At 68.0% G+C, this 16,020-nt stretch carries 14 protein-coding genes, 1 tRNA gene and 1 pseudogene; 10 read left to right on the top strand and 6 right to left on the bottom strand.

Annotated features, from left to right (window positions below):
* Positions 1-17: 17 nt before the first annotated feature.
* Complete coding sequence (locus tag ACIOGX_RS14105; protein ID WP_401912956.1) at positions 18-173, bottom strand: hypothetical protein; 156 nt, start codon at positions 171-173, stop codon at positions 18-20.
* Positions 174-570: 397 nt separating this feature from the next.
* Here ACIOGX_RS14105 and ACIOGX_RS14100 point away from each other — a divergent pair, with 397 nt between their 5' ends.
* Positions 571-1,242, top strand: coding sequence for a hypothetical protein (locus tag ACIOGX_RS14100; protein ID WP_383041139.1), 672 nt, complete (start codon positions 571-573; stop codon positions 1,240-1,242).
* A gap of 24 nt (positions 1,243-1,266) precedes the next feature.
* Entirely contained in the window at positions 1,267-2,349 is a 1,083-nt protein-coding gene (locus ACIOGX_RS14095) for a helix-turn-helix domain-containing protein (RefSeq protein ID WP_401912952.1), read from the top strand.
* 658 nt (positions 2,350-3,007) lie between these two features.
* On the opposite strand, the gene ACIOGX_RS14090 is transcribed toward ACIOGX_RS14095, so the two are convergent.
* A tRNA-Ser gene (locus tag ACIOGX_RS14090) sits at positions 3,008-3,094 on the bottom strand.
* A 404-nt stretch (positions 3,095-3,498) separates the two neighbouring features.
* On the opposite strand from ACIOGX_RS14090, the pseudogene ACIOGX_RS14085 reads away from it, so the two are divergent.
* The 3 genes and pseudogenes from ACIOGX_RS14085 to ACIOGX_RS14075 form a co-directional block, all read left to right on the top strand.
* Positions 3,499-3,737: pseudogene (locus ACIOGX_RS14085) on the top strand (UTRA domain-containing protein); the annotation flags it as partial.
* Positions 3,738-3,855: 118 nt separating this feature from the next.
* Positions 3,856-4,722 carry a GNAT family N-acetyltransferase gene (locus tag ACIOGX_RS14080; RefSeq protein WP_401912950.1) on the top strand — a complete coding sequence of 289 codons (867 nt, stop codon included), beginning with the start codon at positions 3,856-3,858 and terminating at the stop codon, positions 4,720-4,722.
* Positions 4,723-4,985: 263 nt separating this feature from the next.
* Entirely contained in the window at positions 4,986-5,456 is a 471-nt protein-coding gene (locus ACIOGX_RS14075) for a hypothetical protein (RefSeq protein WP_401765775.1), read from the top strand.
* A gap of 113 nt (positions 5,457-5,569) precedes the next feature.
* Here ACIOGX_RS14075 and ACIOGX_RS14070 read toward each other — a convergent pair whose 3' ends face one another.
* Entirely contained in the window at positions 5,570-6,334 is a 765-nt protein-coding gene (locus tag ACIOGX_RS14070; protein ID WP_401912947.1) for a hypothetical protein, read from the bottom strand.
* A gap of 304 nt (positions 6,335-6,638) precedes the next feature.
* Here ACIOGX_RS14070 and ACIOGX_RS14065 point away from each other — a divergent pair, with 304 nt between their 5' ends.
* Positions 6,639-7,238: a GNAT family N-acetyltransferase gene (locus tag ACIOGX_RS14065; RefSeq protein ID WP_401912944.1), complete on the top strand. Its 600-nt coding sequence runs from the start codon at positions 6,639-6,641 to the stop codon at positions 7,236-7,238.
* A 445-nt stretch (positions 7,239-7,683) separates the two neighbouring features.
* Positions 7,684-9,120, top strand: coding sequence for a cation:dicarboxylate symporter family transporter (locus ACIOGX_RS14060; protein ID WP_401913415.1), 1,437 nt, complete (start codon positions 7,684-7,686; stop codon positions 9,118-9,120).
* 81 nt (positions 9,121-9,201) lie between these two features.
* Here ACIOGX_RS14060 and ACIOGX_RS14055 read toward each other — a convergent pair whose 3' ends face one another.
* Positions 9,202-10,770, bottom strand: coding sequence for a trypsin-like peptidase domain-containing protein (locus tag ACIOGX_RS14055; protein ID WP_401912942.1), 1,569 nt, complete (start codon positions 10,768-10,770; stop codon positions 9,202-9,204).
* 216 nt (positions 10,771-10,986) lie between these two features.
* On the opposite strand from ACIOGX_RS14055, the gene ACIOGX_RS14050 reads away from it, so the two are divergent.
* The 3 genes from ACIOGX_RS14050 to ACIOGX_RS14040 all read left to right on the top strand — a co-directional run bounded on the left by ACIOGX_RS14050 (position 10,987) and on the right by ACIOGX_RS14040 (position 13,905).
* Positions 10,987-11,895 (top strand): glycerophosphodiester phosphodiesterase, encoded by a 909-nt coding sequence (locus ACIOGX_RS14050; protein ID WP_401912939.1) that lies wholly within the window; start codon positions 10,987-10,989, stop codon positions 11,893-11,895.
* A gap of 161 nt (positions 11,896-12,056) precedes the next feature.
* A complete protein-coding gene (locus ACIOGX_RS14045) occupies positions 12,057-12,710 on the top strand; it encodes an ATP-binding protein (protein WP_401912936.1) in 654 nt (217 codons plus the stop codon).
* A 229-nt stretch (positions 12,711-12,939) separates the two neighbouring features.
* Entirely contained in the window at positions 12,940-13,905 is a 966-nt protein-coding gene (locus ACIOGX_RS14040) for a DUF5926 family protein (protein ID WP_356509049.1), read from the top strand.
* 204 nt (positions 13,906-14,109) lie between these two features.
* On the opposite strand, the gene ACIOGX_RS14035 is transcribed toward ACIOGX_RS14040, so the two are convergent.
* Positions 14,110-14,934 carry a hypothetical protein gene (locus ACIOGX_RS14035; protein ID WP_356509047.1) on the bottom strand — a complete coding sequence of 275 codons (825 nt, stop codon included), beginning with the start codon at positions 14,932-14,934 and terminating at the stop codon, positions 14,110-14,112.
* A gap of 217 nt (positions 14,935-15,151) precedes the next feature.
* Positions 15,152-15,835, bottom strand: a complete 684-nt coding sequence (locus ACIOGX_RS14030; protein ID WP_356509045.1) for a bifunctional DNA primase/polymerase — start codon at positions 15,833-15,835, stop codon at positions 15,152-15,154.
* Positions 15,836-16,020 lie beyond the last annotated feature (185 nt).

Below are 16,020 nucleotides of genomic sequence, written 5' to 3'. Positions count from 1 at the left end.
TACGGCGGGAGCTGCACTCAGCTCGACACTGCCCCGCCCGCGAAGCCGACGGCAAGGTCTCCCAGTACGTCGCAAAAGGCGCTGGCCCACTGCTTCATCTTGCTCAACTTCGGCGCATCAGCCATACGGTTCTCCTCGTCGTTCGTCTCGCTGCCCTGGTCGTCGTTGCTCAACCTCGATGCCAGAACCTTGCAGATAACGGCTACGGAGAGGGGCAGCACGAGACTCGGCAGCAGTGCCGAGCTGAGCGCAGCTCCAACCTGATGGTAGCCAAGCCAAACGGCAGAGATAACCCGAATGTTGGCCTGCGCGCGGGTCCAACCTCGACAGGTCGCTCCCGGTTGATAGGGGCGTCGATCAGCCCACCGCACCCCCTGAACCGGTGGCCTGGGCGGCGCGCGACTCCCTCCGCGCACGCCTTCGACGCGGTGACGGTGGCAGTGAACGCATTACCAGCGAGGGCCAGTTGACCTGCTCAACCATGTGAACTAGTGTTCTAATTCCTCGGGTTCCAAATATTCGCCCTCAGATGAGGTACAGTTTTTGGAACCTACGCAAGCTGGAGGGCATGTGGAACCCGTGTGTCACGTTGACGTCGCGGCGGTGCGGCGGCTGCGAGAGCTTGATCTCACACCCGAGGATCTGCAAAGGGCGCTCGCCGGCGGACTCTCCGAGGCCCGCCTCTGCACGGAGATGGACGCACCCGGCATGGCGGGATACGCGTTCTGGTCCAGGAGCAATCGCACATTCCGAGAACGAATGACGCTGAAAGCGTGGACCTACAGCAACGCTCAGTCGATTCTTCGGACCACCCATCCGACCGGCACCTTTGCCATCACTGCGGTCAGCGGCTCCGGTATGGTGGGCGAAGAGGCGGCGAGCTACTCCGGAGACGTTCGGACTAAAAACCCGAAGGGCTCCGCCGTGGCGAAGCTCGTTGAGCGGAACTTTGAGCAGTTGCCCCTTCCTATCTTCGATAATACAAACATCGAAGACGGCACAGAGGCTAACGATATCCCCACATGGTTCCTTCTCTACAAGTCGAGCAAAGAAGGTCTGAGGTTCGAGTTGTCCCTTCCGGTGCAGATGCACGGGAAGCACGTAGATACGTGGATGGAGCGCATCATCCTCAGTGACGAGGATAACCCGTTCCTTGGCGCGGAGTTCGACATCAAGCGCTTGGACGAGATCCCGTCCATCGCACCCGTAGATGTCCCGGTCGAATTCAAGGGAACCTTGTAAGCTCCCTAGAATCAGGAGAAAGTCATGCTCACTGCTTCGCGATTGGTGCTCGCGCGAAAGAGGAGGCGCATGACGCTATCCGCCTTGACCAAGAAGTCAGGAATTTCGGTACGGAGCCTTACGGCCTTTGAAAATGGCCATAAGGTTCCGTCACCGGAAACACTGGAAATTCTTGCAGAAGCTTTGGGACTCCCTGTCGCCTTTTTTACTGCATCAGACGTCGAAGAGATCGCCTTGGACACTGTGAGCTTCCGGGCTCTCTCCAAGATGAGCGCCCTCGACAGGGACTCTGCACGCGGAGCGGGCCGGATTGTCGTCGAGATCAACGATTGGATCGAGCGGAGTTTCGGTCTTCCTGAGCCCCATGTTCCGACTCTCCCTCATCTATCCCCAGAGGAAGCCGCAGACAGGGTTCGCGGCCTCTGGGGACTCGGCGAAGCACCAATTCCCAATATGGTTCACCTATTGGAATCTCACGGTGTCCGCGTGTTCTCCCTCGCAGCAGATTGCTCTTCCGTAGATGCGTTCTCATTTCGATGGAAGAGAACGCGCCCGTTCGTTGTCCTAAATCTCGAAAAAAGCGGCGAACGTGGTCGCTTCGATGCTGCCCATGAACTAGGCCACCTTGTCCTGCATTCCGAGCATCGGATTCCACACGGCCCCGAGGCCGAACAAGAAGCACAGCAATTTGCCTCGGCATTCCTCATGCCGAAAGGCGGATTGCTGGCACAAAGACTGTACTCTGCTGATACACGGCGGATTCTCGGCGCAAAACTAAAGTGGCAAGTCGCAGCCGTGGCACTGGCTTACCGCTTGAAGGATTTGGGACTAATCTCTGAATGGAATTACCGAACGACGGTTAAGCAGCTATCCCAGATGGGATACAGGAGCGGCGAGCCGGGTGGAATCATCAGGGAAAGCTCTCAGTTGCTCGGAAAGGTTTTCGCAGCGCTACGTTCTCAAAAAATTCCCATTTCCCGTATGGCTGAGGATGTAAACCTAACCATCGAAGAACTAAATCTGCATGTCTTTGGCCTTGTTCCAACCGTCATCGATGGCGGGGAAATGACCAGTCCTATGGCTCGCCCGCGATTGAGGGTTGTCTGACGTCGCAACCCGCGTTGCAGAGCAGCTGGCTTCCACCCATCAGCCCACTACTCACCCCCGCTCCCGTCCTGTACGCCGTCGACCCACACACCGTGGAGCGGGCCTAGTTATGGCGTCCAGGTGGAGCGCGCCACCGTACGAACGACCTGGACGCCATGGGCCGCGTCTACTCGGCTCTGCCTGGGGCGATGGCGTGCGGGACGGGAGCCCCCCGCGCACGCCGCTACGGACGCGGGCGGGAACGGCGCCCTTCTTCCCCCGATGCCGGCCGATCCCCCGCCGGAGGCATGGCCTTGACTGTGGTCCGCGCTATGCGGTGCTCGCCTCATGGCCTCCGGCCCTACCACCCAAGCGTGGGCGCGCGTCAGCGCAGCGTACGCGGAAGCGGGCCGGAGGCAGGAGCGCGCCCGGCGGAGCGGAGCCGGGTGTCTTGAAAGACAGTAGAGGAAGTTGCAACTCAAGCCCTACTGGTCGCTGGCCCCTTGGGCTCGCCCTCCTCGATCTACTCCAAGGATTACCTAGATCTGGGGGACGGCTGGGGGACGAACACTGATCCCAGGTGATCCACAAGCGCAACAAGGTGAGGCACGGGGAATGTGGAAAGGGCGCCCCTCACCGAGGAGCACCCCTTCTGACCTGCGTACGCGCCGGCCTGCTGCGGTGGGTGTGGGATTTGAACCCACGGTGACATCGCTGCCACGACGGTTTTCAAGACCGTTCCCTTAGGCCGCTCGGGCAACCCACCCATGCCCCGCCCACCAGCGGAGGAGCGGCTACAGCCTACCGGGCCCGGCCGGTCGCGGGGGCCGTTGGTCCGTCCCTGGTCCGTGGGCTCCGGAAACGGGCCGTTGACGGGACCAGGACCAGGGTCCACGGGCACCCGCCGTAATCGCTGAGGAACATCCCGCACTGGCGTCAAGAGGAAGCTGCATCGTCGCGGCGCGCGGAGGGAAGTAGGAGATCCCGCTCGGGATGGCCCTCGCCGGTGACGTTGCCCTGCACCCCGAGATCCACCCGAGCAGCTTCATGGGACTCGTTGATCTCCCGGAAGGCGCGCGATTCCGCTCCCGCCACTCCTCCAGGGTGCCTTCGGTCTTCCCGGCCGCCTGCCAGTCGAGTGAGCCGCCCCAACGACCTCGTCGCCCCCGTGTCGTGGACCGCATGGCGGAGATCGGCATCACCGTCAGCCATGTCGTGGAACAGCCGGAGCCCAGACAGGCCAGTGCAGTGCCGAGGAGGCAACCCTCCTCGGCATTCAGCGCGGCGCACTCGTCACGCGCATTCGGCGGATGTACTACAGCGACGACGCACGCCCAGTCGAGACGGCGGGCCTCGTCATTCCGGCCGCCACCTGCGAAATCTTCTACGAGGTGTCGGCCTCGAACTGACCACCAGGCCGCGTCTCTTCGGTCGTCGGCCGCCTTCCCGAGTCCCCCGAACCGCACAACGCCGAGCCGGCCGGAAACCGGGTGCGGACTGTCGGTGCGGTGGTGTGTGATCGGGGGTATGGCGATTGTGCTGGGCAAGCCGGGAGTCGGCGGGCTGATCCAGGCTGTGGGCGTGCTGCGGGAGTGGCAGTACGACGGGGCGCCGATGCAACTGCATCCGGGGGACCTGGGCTGGTTCTGGCGATCAGGTGCGGAAGCGACCGCCGCGGCGGTCAGGACGTGGAGCCAGGACGGACTGATTCTCGCCGTGGGGCTGCTGGACGGTCCCGGGCTGTTGCGGCTGACCATCGCGCCGGAGGCTCAGCGGAACGAGGAGTTGGCGCAGAGGTTGGTCGAAGACGTGACCGATCCGGAGCGCGGCGTGCTGCCCCGGGGGAAGGTGAACATCGAGTCGCCGATGGGTGCCCTGATCCAAGATCTGCTGTTCGAGCAGGGCTGGAACACCGACGAGCCATGGACACCGCTGCGCCGCGACCTTGCCGAGCCGGTGAAGGACCCAGGCGTGCGGATCGGGGTGATCGGGCCGGAGCGGGCACACGTGTTCGCCGCCGTACATCGGGCAGCGTGGGACGGGTCGACGTTCACGGACGAGCGCTGGCATGCGATGGCTGCGGGGTTGCCGTACGCCGACGCCCGGTGTCTGGTCGCGTACGACGACCGCGACAACGCGGTGGCGGCGGTAACAGTGTGGTCGGCCGGTCCGTGCAGGCCAGGGTTGCTCGAACCGATGGGCGTGCACCGGGAACATCGCCGTCACGGCTACGGCAAGGCGATCACCGTCGCCGCGGCTGCCGCACTCCAGGAACTGGGCTCGTCGAGCGCGATCGTCTGCACCCCGAGCTCCAATCCCGGCGCCGTCGCCACCTACAAGTCAGCCGGCTTCCAGCAACGCCCCGAGGTCCGGGACCAATACCGGGACGTCTAGGGCGTGTTGCCTCCTCGATCACGAGCGCAGCCAGATGAGGGGTGCGGCAGCGGTGATGGACGGCCAAGCCCATGTGCTGCTCGTCAGATCTCCACGCCCCACAACGCGTGATCACCACTACCTTGATCAATTTTCGCGACAGACCCTGGATCCGTGCCCCGGGGTGGGCGCGACCGGTGGGAGGACCGCTGGACCCCCGCTCTGCGTCTACCGCTAGAGTGCGATGCTTGTTCGATTCGCCGGGGGGCGAAGGGGGAGGGGTCGTGAGCGTACAACTGAGAGACGTCGCCGGTGAGTTGGCGGGGGTGTTGTGGCGGGAACACACCGTCTACCGGGAGCGGTCCGGTGGTGTGGTCATCCGGGGCGAGCATGTACGGCGGTGGATCAGCCTCGCGCCGACGGGCGGCCGGGACGAGGTTCTCGTACGCGCGGGACGCATCCTGGACGGCGGCACCACCGCTCCGGCGCGTTCGGAGGCCGTGGTGCCCCTCTCAGCCGGTACAGGCGTGCTCGCCGCGACCTGCCGTCGCCTGCTCGCCGAGACGGCGGCCGACGTGGCGCCGGTCGCGCCGGGACGGACAGCGCCCAAGCGCTCGAAGGGGTCGAAGCGGTCCGGGAAGGCCGCGCGGCCCAAGGGCCGTGGGAAACACACCAGTTTCGGTTCATGGGTGATCCTCGCCTGCGTCGCCGGTGTGATCGCCCTGTACGTCTACAGCACCGCGAGGCACGGCTAGCCGGTCGGCGGCACCTTCGGCACCCGCATCCCCACCTGCTCGGCGAACGTCATCACCTCCGCCTATGTGAGCGGCCAGGGCTGAACTGGACCTCTCGCGCACCGAGTTGCCGGTCAGCCGCCCTGGTAGATCGTGGTGCACAGCAGCGTGGCGCCGTCGTCCACCAGCCAGGACCAGTAGCGCGTCTGGTCGCCTGCCGCCCGGCGGCAGTTGTTCGCGTTGGCGCCCGCCGGGGCGCGGTAGACGCCTGTGATGTGCATGATCTGGTTGTACGGGGCGGGCACCGGCTCGCGTCGGCAGGCCACGGCCGTCATCATCGCGAGCGAGATCGAGTCGCCGGACTGCTGGCCGAGCATGCAGTAGGTGGCGTGGTAGATGCGGGTGAGGCAGAGCTTCGTGGTGTCGCCGGTGCTGGCGGACCGGTAGCTCCAGTACGACTTCCCGTAGCTGGTGGGGCAGGCCGTGTCGGTGGCGGTCACCCGGACCAGCGCCTGCTCGTCGGCGCAGGACACGGGGGCCGGCGGAACATCGACGCTCCAGTCGATGCTGGTGGTGCCCCCGCGGCCCGTGTCGTAGACCGCCAGGCAGTCGCCGGCCGAGATGGCTTTGAACGCGTCTTCGGTGGGATCCGGAGTGGGTGTCGACGGCTCGGGGCCGGGCTCGTCGTCAGTGCTTCCCTCACCGGTGTCAGAGCCATCGCCAGTGTCAGGGCCATCGCCGGTGTCAGGGCCATCGCCGGTGTCAGGCCTATCGGGGGTGTAGATGGTCGGCGAAGAGGTGTACGGGGATGGGCTGGAACTGGATGGGGACGAGTCGGCCAACAGCTCCTTCAGCTCCGCCGCGTTGCTCAAGCCCAGCCAGGTCAGGATCGACAGCACGGATGCGATCCCCCCGAGCAGTGCCAACCACTTGGCAGTGGAATGATCATCAGATGCGCCTGCCACAATGCCCTCCCCCGCCGAGGCTCAGACGATATTAAATTTCTGGCACCGCTGAGGGTCGAACTCCCGTTATCCCGCCCCTGTTGGCCACCCCCCGCACAGATCCCAGCACCCCGCGGACCGACGTCCGGCCAGATCACCGTTCATTCGAATCGGTCATGTGCGGAGGATCGGGCCAGGGCGCGGTGCCCACCGGTTAAATCGTGTGGCCGCGGCCTCCAGCGGTCCGTAGCATCCGCCCGTGACTGAGGAAGCGATGGAAGAGCCGGAGCCGGCGGCTGAGACGATCCGGGAGCCGAGTTGGCGAGGGAGGAAAGTCGGTCTCTCTCCTCTCGATGCCGATGACGCCGAGCTGCTGCACAGGTGGCGGTCCGACCCGGTGGCCGCTCATGAGATCGGCATCTGGCCCCAGCCGCTGTCCGGCCTCCGTGAACGTATCGAGCGCCACGTGGAGGACCAGGGCCGGGACGACTTCATCGTTCTCCTCCCCGATGGCACACCGATCGGCCACATCGCCCTCTTCGACCAGGACATGGTCGACGGTACGGCGGAGCTCTATCTGCTGATGGACCCGCAGAACCGCGGGCAGGGCCACGGCACGGACGCCTTGAACGCTCTGGTCGACCTGGCCTTCGGCGAACTGCCCATGCACCGCCTCCAGGCGGTCACCCACACGGACAACACAGCGGCGCTCACCACCCTGGGAAACGCCGGGTTCGTCCAGGAGGGAGTGCGCCGCTCAGCATGCCTGCACCGGGGACGCCGCTATGACCTCACGGTCCTGTCTCTGCTCCGCGCCGAGTGGGGGGAGCTGACGCGCCCCAGATCCTGGGACCTCTGACCAACGTCGCCTCTGACCAGCGTCGTGGCCGCAGGCTCCGGTTGACCTCGCTCAGCCACTCGCGGGGCAGGGCCCCACCTCCGGTGAGAACCAGCCGCGACTGACCGAGTCCAGCGCCTAGCCGAGGCATCCGCGGCCAAGCCGCTCGCCGAGGAGATCGCCGTACCGCCCAGGCCACGCCTGACCGTCTCCGGCGACTCCCGTCCGTGAGCGTTCCGCCGTGAGCGTTCCGCGGAATCGGGTTGGTTCCGGGGAATCGCTTATCGTCGCGCTCATACCGTTTTGGCCTGGTTCGTCGTTTCACGTAACGGGGTGACCGGCGTTCGTAACGCCGTCCTCATGCCATCGAATCCCGCCTCCTTGAGAGTGATCTTCGCGGAAGGTTCATTCCGCATGCCAGAAGCGCTCAGGGGAGATGTTCGTGCTGATACGACGCGCAGGCTCGTTGCTGCGTACCTCACTGTTCACTCAGGTCGCCGTCGCTCTGTTGCTCGGAGTGCTGGTCGGGAAGGTGTGGCCGGAGGCTGGCGCTGCCGTGCAGTGGGTCAGCGACGGCTTCATCCGCCTGATCAAGACGATGATCGCGCCGCTGGTCTTCTGCGTCGTCGTCACCGGGATCGCCAAGGCGGGGGACCTGCGGGCGTTCGGGCGGATCGGGGTCAAGGCGCTGGTCTGGTTCGAGGTGGCCAGTACGCTCGCGCTCGTCCTCGGGCTCGTCGCGGCCAATCTGGTAGCGCCGGGGGCCGGGATGAACGTCGACCCCGCCACCCTGGACCCCGACGCCGTCGACGCCAAGACCGGCGGGGGCGAGCTGGCGTCCACCTCCGACTTCGTACTGGAGTCCCTGCCCACCAGCTTCGTCGGCGCGTTCGCCGAGAATTCGATCCTGCAGGTGCTGGTCCTGGCCTGTCTGACCGGCGCCGCTCTGCTCCATCTCGGGCCCAAGGTGCCCGCCATCCTGCCCGCCGTCGCCCAGGTGGAGACCGTCGTCTTCACGCTCGTGGGATACATCATGCGGCTGGCGCCCCTGGCCGTGTTCGCCGCCTCGGCCGGCCTGATCGGGCAGTACGGGCTGACGGTCATCACCACGTACGGGAAGCTGATCGCGGTCTGCTACCTGGTCGGGCTGCTGTTCCTCGGGCTGCTCGCGGTCGCGCTGCGGCTGCTCACCGGGATCAGCCTCTGGCAGTTCGTCCGCTACACCCGCGCCGAGCTGCTGCTCGCGCTCGGCACCGCCTCCAGCGAGAGCGTGATGCCGCGCATGATGGACAAGCTGCGCAAGGCGGGCTGCCGGGACGACGCGGTGGGGCTCGTGCTGCCCACCGGCTACTCCTTCAACCTCGACGGCGCGTCCATCTATCTCTCCGTCGGCACGCTCTTCATCGCGCAGGCGGTCGGCGTGGACCTGAGCCTGGGCCAGCAGGTCACGGTCGTACTGGTGCTGATGCTCACCAGCAAGGGGATGGCGGGCGTGCCGGGCTCGGCCTTCCTCGCCCTGTCGGCCACCGCCTCGTCGCTGGGCGTCATCCCGGCGGGCGCGGTCGCGCTGCTGCTCGGCGCGGACCGGATCATGGACTCGATGCGGGTCGTGGTCAATCTGCTCGGCAACTGCGTGGCGGTGTTCGTGGTCTCGCGCTGGGACGGTGCCCTCGACCTGCCACTCGCCCGCCGCGTTCTGACCGCACCGTCGGGTGAGCCGGTGAGGGACGAAGCCGAGGCGGACGAGGACGGGGACGGGTCCGCGACGGTTACGCCCGTGACCGACGAGTCCCCGACCGGTACGTCCACTACGGACGCGTCCGTGGCGGATGCGTCCCTGACCGACGCGTCGGCCGGCCGTACCCCTGATCAGGCCCCCTCCAACACGACGGCCGGCGGTTGAGCGTGCTCCACGCCCTACCGCCGGCCTCCGGATACGGGCCCGGTGACGCGTACCGGCCCGGTGACGCGTACGGGCCCGCCGTCAGCTCTCGCCCTGGCGCTCGCCCAGGGTGACCTGGGCCGTGGACTCCTTGCCGTCGCGCTTGTAGGTCAGGGTGACCTTGTCGCCGGGCCGGTGGGTCCAGATCTGGCCGATGAGGGTGGGGCCGCTGTCGATCGGGGTGCCGTTGAACTTGGTGATGACGTCCCCGGCCTTCAGACCCGCCTTGGCGGCCGGGCCGTTCGGGACGACGGCCGGGCTGCCGCCCTCGCCCTGTGCCGAGATCGTGGCGCCTTCGCCGCCCTCGGCCATCGTGACCGTGGCGCCGATCACGGGGTAGACCGGCTTGCCCGTCTTGATGAGCTGATCGGCCACGTTCTTCGCCTGGTTGATCGGGATGGCGAAGCCCAGTCCGATGGAGCCCGCCTGGGACTGCCCCATGCCGCCGCTGCCCGCCGACTGGATGGCCGAGTTGATGCCGATGACCGCGCCCCGCGAATCCAGCAGCGGGCCACCGGAGTTGCCCGGGTTGATGGAGGCGTCGGTCTGGAGGGCGCTCATGTACGAGTTGCTGGCGCCGGAGCCGTCACCCGACGCGACCGGGCGGTTCTTGGCACTGATGATGCCCGTGGTGACCGTGTTGGAGAGACCGAACGGCGCGCCGATCGCGATCGTCGAGTCCCCGACGGCCACCTGCTCCGAGTTGGCGAGCGGGAGAGGGGTCAGCCCGGGGGGCGCCTCCTTCAGCTTCACCACCGCCACGTCGTAGCCCTCGGCCCGGCCGACGACCTCGGCGTTGTACTTCTTGCCGTTGGAGAAGGTCGCCGTGAGGTCACCTCCGTTCGCCGCGGAGGCCACCACGTGGTTGTTGGTGAGGATGTGGCCTTCCCTGTCGTAGACGAAGCCGGTGCCCGTACCGCCCTCGCCGTTACCGCCCTGCGCCTCGATGGTGACGACGCTCGGCAGCGACTTGGCGGCCACCGAGGCGACCGTACCGGCGTCGCGCTTGACCTCCTTCGGGGCGTCGGCCGCGGAGACCGTCGTCGAACCGATCGAGCCGTCATCGTTGCTCTCGGCGGCCCAGTAACCGACCCCGCCGCCCACGCCTCCCGCGAGCAGCGCCGCCGCGAGCACGGCGGTGATCAGCCCGCTCGCGCGCTTGCGCGGCGGCCGCGGCTCGTGTCCCTGCACCGGCGCGCCCCAGGCGGGGGGACCGCCGTTGCCCACTCCTTCGTCGCCCGCTCCGCCGTACGAGCCGTACGAGGGGTACTCCGGCGGCGGCGGGGGCCAGCCCGCGTCCGCCGCGCGCGGCGGCACGGCGGTGGCATGCTCCGGCGCGGGACCGTGCTGCGACTGCGGCTGCGACTGCGACTGCGATGACGGGTACTGGGGGGCGGACTCGGGGAAACGGCCCGTCTGGTCGGCCGTCTGGTCGGCTGCCGGTGCCACCGGCTCACGCGGAGCCGGCTCACCCGGAGCCTGCTGGTGCGGCGTCGGCTCAGGCGCTGCCCCTCGCGGAGCTGACGCGGGCGTGCCCTCGGGAGCGGCATCCGGCACGGGAGGTACGGACGGGGCGGCGGGGACCGCGTTGCCCTCGTTCTCAGTGCTCACAGCTCTTTCTCCTCGGTTCCACGTCGTCTTCGGCAAGAGTCCGCTGTGCAAGTGTCCGCGGTCAGCTTTTCCCACAGCACGTCAGGCCACTGTAAGCAGGACCTGTGCATCTGTCCGTCATCCTTTACACCGGACAAAAAGAACGCACCTGGACCGACCGGCCGTGAGACACCAACCGTTCACTCACGTACCCCCTCACGATGACACCATGACGCGGTGACTCAAGCACGCCAGCACAGCATCCAGGTCGTCGCCCACCGCGGAGCCTCGGAGGACGCCCCCGAGCACACCCTGGCCGCGTACACGAAAGCCATCGAGGACGGCGCCGACGCGCTTGAGTGCGATGTACGGCTCACCGCGGACGGCCATCTCGTCTGCGTCCACGACCGCCGGGTGAACCGCACCTCCAACGGCCGCGGCGCCGTCTCCGCCCTGGAACTCGCCGATCTCGCGACCCTCGACTTCGGCTCCTGGAAGGACAGCGAGGAGAGCCCGGACTGGCGGGACCCGGAGTTCACCTCCGTACTGACGCTGGAGCGCCTGCTCGAACTGGTCGCGGACGCCGGCCGCCCCATCCAGCTGGCCATCGAGACCAAGCACCCCACCCGGTGGGCCGGGCAGGTGGAGGAACGGCTGCTGCAACTACTGCGGCGGTTCGGGCTGGTGGACGACTCCGCGCGCGGCGGCCGGACCCTGGGCGGCCCCACGCGGGGCGGCCGTGCCCCGGGCGGCACGTCTCCCGGCGAGCCCTTCCGCGGCCGGTCCGTGCCGGGCGGACCCGTTCCCGGCGAGTCGGCCGTTCGGATCATGAGCTTCTCGGCGCGCTCCCTGCACCGGATCGCCTCCGCCGCGCCCCAGCTGCCGACCGTCTACCTGATGCAGTTCGTGTCCCCCCGGCTGCGCGACGGACGGCTTCCCGCGGGGGCGAGGATCGCGGGGCCCGGGATGCGGATCGTCCGTAACCACCCCGGATACATCGCCCGACTGCACAGGGCGGGCCACCGTGTCCATGTCTGGACGGTGAATGAGCCGGAAGATGTCGATCTCTGCGTGCGCCTCGGAGTGGAGGCGATCATCACCAATCGCCCCAAACAGGTGCTCTCCCAGTTGGGCCGCCTCGCCTGACATTTCCTGACTCCGACTCACGGAAAGTGACGAAGAGTGCACCGGCGCGTTCGTTCTGTGTTCGAACGTCATGAGTGCGTCAATGGCCTTCCCCTGGCCGGTTTCCGGTCCAGGCCATTGGGGCATCCACACGGTGGCGTGGGGCAAAGGAGGTCTCGGGGGTGGCGTTTGTGGTGGCACAGAAAGTGCCCACGTCGTCGTGCATGGCCGTACCCCATGGCCCTGCGGGCGTGGGCGAAGCGCGACACCGGATGCGCGAACAGTTGAGGCGCAGCGGAATGTCGGACTCGGTGGTGGACGACGCCGTACTGATCCTTTCCGAACTGCTCAGCAATGCCTGTCGGCACGGCAGACCGCTGGGGCGTACGGAGATCGGGGACGGCGATGTCCGTGCCGCCTGGCGCGTGGACAAAGCGGGCCGGCTGACCGTCGAGGTGACGGACGGCGGTGGTCCCACGCGGCCCATCCCCGCCACACCCTCGGTCACGGCACGCGGCGGGCGCGGGCTCAACATCATCACGGCCCTCGCCCAGGAGTGGGGGGTACGGGACAGCGCTTCCGGAGAAGTCACGGTGTGGGTCATCGTCACGGAAACGGAAGGGCATCGTCACGACAACTTCGCTACGCGCGTCACATCGCCCCGCCAGGGGCCGGAGAGCCGTGACGGCCTGGAGGAACTGGACGGACGACTCGACGGGTTGAACGGGTTGGAGGGACTCGACGGGTTGGACGGACTGGACGCGCTGGAGGGCCTCGACGGACTGAGCGGCCTGGACGGACCGAACGGACTGGACCGAACGGACTGGGCAGGCTGACGGACCGGGCAGGCTGACGGACCCGGCAGGCTGAACGGACCGGGTCAGGATCTGACGGGCGTACCGCGTACCGGAGGGCAGGGACCGACCGCCCCTCCTCCTCGTCAACGCATCGCCCCGCCGACCCGCCGCCTCGCCCGTTCGCGCGACCGCATCGCACCCCCGGCAATCCCCGTACGGCTAGGCTCGCGCCGACACCGCATCGCCGCTACCGGGAGAAAGCCACACCATGGCCAAGAAGCGCCCCCAGACGAAGGCCGCGAAGGCTCAGCTCAAGGACGGACCCATTCCGGTGGTGGGGGCCCGCGAGCCCTGCCCGTGCGGGTCGGGCCGCCGCTACAAGGCCTGTCACGGCCGGGCCGCCGCGCACGCCGTGACCGAGTTGGTCCAGCGCCCCTTCGAGGGTCTCGCCGGTGAGTGCGACTGGGTCGCGCTGCGCGAGCTGGTGCCCGCCGCGACCGCCGAGCTGACCCTGAAGGACGGACTGCCCGAGGGAGTTCCGTCCGTGACCCTCGCGACAGTCCTGCCGATGGCCTGGCCGGCGCTGCGCCGCGACGACGGCTCCGTACTGCTCGCGTTGCAGAACGACACCTCGTCCGGTGATCTGAGCCGCGATCTGGCCGACACGCTCCGGCGCGCGCTGACCGCGGAGCCCGGCAACCCGGTGGCCGCCGAGCGGGTGCCCGCCGACGGTCCGCGCCTCCAGGACCTGCTCGACCCCGACGCCGCCTTCACACCGGTCGTCCACTCCGGGTTCGAGTTCTGGGTGCCGGACGCGCAGAACGCCTCGGCGGAGGTGACCGCCTCCCTGGAGCGCGCCAACGCCGCCGCGATCCCCACCGCGCTGCTCTCGGGCACGGACGCCGCGTACTGGTGCGAGACGCCGGAGAAGAACCACCTCCGCTGGGTCATGCCGTACCCGGAGGAGAAGCTGCTCGACGCGCTCGCGCGGCTGCACGCCGCGGGCACATCAAGCCTTGGTGAGGGCACCCGGCTGGTCGGCTCCTTCCGGGCACACGGACTCACGGTGCCGGTGTGGGACCTGCCGAGCGCGATGGGTGCGGAGGAGTGCGAGAAGCCCGCGGCGGAGTTCGCCGAGCGGCTCACCGCGGCGCTCGCCGTCACCGAGCCGCTGACCGGGGACGAACGCCGGGCGCGCGGCGGGCTCACCAACCGCCAGGTGACGCTGAGCTGACAGTCCCAACGGACTGTGACGCGTTCCACGGAAGTCGGTGACACCTGTCACAACTTCCTCTACCGGCAGGTAATTCATTGTCCGAATACACCGGATCGAATTTGCTAACCGCCGATCTCTTGTTACGGTTCTAGAAGCCCGGTCGCTGGTGCATCCCCCGTCGCCAGCGACCGGGCGTCCGCGTTCTCGGACGCCCCCGGCGTGTCAACGAGCCGCCGGGGCAGGTGAGTTGCTCCCCGACCTCAGCAGCAGCGGCGCGATCTCCACGCTCTCCGTACTCTTCGCGCTGCTTCCCTCGGTCTCCCTGTCGTGCCCGCTGTACCCGCCGTACCCGCTGTGCCCGCCGTTCCCTCTGTTCCCACTGTTCGCGGGAGCGGAGAACTCCGCCACCGCCATGTAGGCGGTGTGTTCACCCCGGGACGGCTCGCGCGGTGTCTCGCAGATCGCCGGTTCGTCGCCGGCGTCGATCGGGCAGTGGGTCTGTACGGTCCGCCCGTACGGCCCCATCAGGCTCAGTACGGCGAGCAGTTCACCGCCCGTCTCGTTGCGGTAGTACGTGCGCGCCCATGTATCGAGACCGACGATTCCACCAGCCCCGGCAGGGCTGCCGGGCGCGCCTGTCCTGTCGCGTCCCGCGGTCAGGACGCAGGTCTGCGCCTCGATTCCCTCGGGAGAGGTGACTTCGGGCCCGCACCGCTCGGTCGTGCGTCCGGGTGCCCGTCCCCCGGGGTCCATACCACCCCCACCGGCGGTCCCAGCGCCCTCAGCACTCACAGCCGTGGCGGACCCTTTAATTCCGGACACAGACGAACGTGCCGTCTTCGCATCCGCAAGGACCCCGGCCGCGCCGCTCGCCATGGCTCTCGCCGCGCTGCTCGCCGTACCGCCCTCTCTGCCGCCCATCGCGGTCGTACCGCTCACCGCTCCCGCGTCGGACGGAGGGCCGTCCGACGGGCCGGCGGAGGCGGCGAGCGGCAGCAGTGCGGTGAACACCACGACGGCCGCGAGCCCGATCATGCGGAGATTCATGGTGGGGCCCACCTGTCACTGCCGGGGAATTGCTGACGGTGGGCCGAAGATATCGACGGAATGAGGCGCCCACGGACCCCGCGCGCGCAATTCCCCGGCAACTCGGCCCCACTCGCACCCGGACGAGTGACAGGACGAGTGACAGAGCGTGAACGTGAACGCGCCCCGGTCCGGGTCAGTCCGGACCGGGGCGCGAAGAGCCCTCGACAACGAGCGGTCAGTACGCGAGCCGGCTGCCGCCGTCCGGCGCACTCGTGCTCGCCTCGACGAGCGCGTCCACGACCGCCTCCACATCCGGCAGCCAGGGCGCCGCGGAGCCCTCCAGAGGCGCCCGCTCCCAGCGCACCTGTCCGCCGGCCGCCTCGGACGGCGGCAGCATCAGATAGCCGCCCTCGCCGTGGAACCGCAGCGAACTGGGCACCCAGTCCTTGCTGTAGAGCAGCTCACCGAGCTGTTCGAGGCTGTACGGGGCCACCAGCAGCGACCAGCGGGTCGGGGTCGCGACAACCGGCCCCAGCCGCATGCCCATCCGGTCCAGCTCCACCAGCGCACGCGCACCGGCGACCGCGGGGAGGCTCACCGCGCACGGCGCGCTGTCACCCGTGGCCAGCACGATCGGGGCCGTGGGGCGGTTGCCCCACCACCAGCGCACCATTCGCTCGTCGGTGGTCGCGGCGAGCAGCCCGGGGTCGAAGGGGTGCGCGCCGGGCACGACGCATTCGAGGTCGGGGCAGGCGCATGCGTGGCCGCGTGTCCCGCGTCCGCCGGCCGACGTGAGTCCGGCGCCCGGCAGTACGGGCCATCTCCACGCAGTGGCGTAGGTGAGCGCCGCGTCAAGCTGAGCAGCCCTCCCCTTGCGCCGGAACCGGAGCCTGCGTCGCCTTCCGAGGATCTCGCGCATGAGCGCTCGTTCCTTTCCGTTGAACGCCGAGGTCCACATGACACTGACACCATGTGTGTGCATCACTTCACCGTGCGTACATTTCGACGCGTGGCCGCCCCTTGCCCGAGGCATGGACAGACCTTCTCGGCCGTGGTGCGTCGCACCGTCCCTGAACCGAACTCGGACTGTCTTCATTAAACGCG

The organism is Streptomyces sp. NPDC088147 (assembly GCF_044741565.1).
Classification (GTDB): domain Bacteria; phylum Actinomycetota; class Actinomycetes; order Streptomycetales; family Streptomycetaceae; genus Streptomyces.
The sequence above is the reverse complement of the archived record's forward strand: the minus strand, read 5'-3'. Positions and strand labels throughout refer to the sequence as shown.

Excerpts from the sequence above, each read along its gene's own strand:
- ACIOGX_RS14095 (WP_401912952.1), top strand. The coding sequence starts at position 1,267 with ATGCTCACTGCTTCGCGATTGGTGCTCGCGCGAAAGAGGAGGCGCATG.
- ACIOGX_RS14080 (WP_401912950.1), top strand. The coding sequence starts at position 3,856 with ATGGCGATTGTGCTGGGCAAGCCGGGAGTCGGCGGGCTGATCCAGGCT.
- ACIOGX_RS14040 (WP_356509049.1), top strand. The coding sequence starts at position 12,940 with ATGGCCAAGAAGCGCCCCCAGACGAAGGCCGCGAAGGCTCAGCTCAAG.
- ACIOGX_RS14035 (WP_356509047.1), bottom strand. The coding sequence starts at position 14,934 with ATGAATCTCCGCATGATCGGGCTCGCGGCCGTCGTGGTGTTCACCGCA.
- ACIOGX_RS14030 (WP_356509045.1), bottom strand. The coding sequence starts at position 15,835 with ATGCGCGAGATCCTCGGAAGGCGACGCAGGCTCCGGTTCCGGCGCAAG.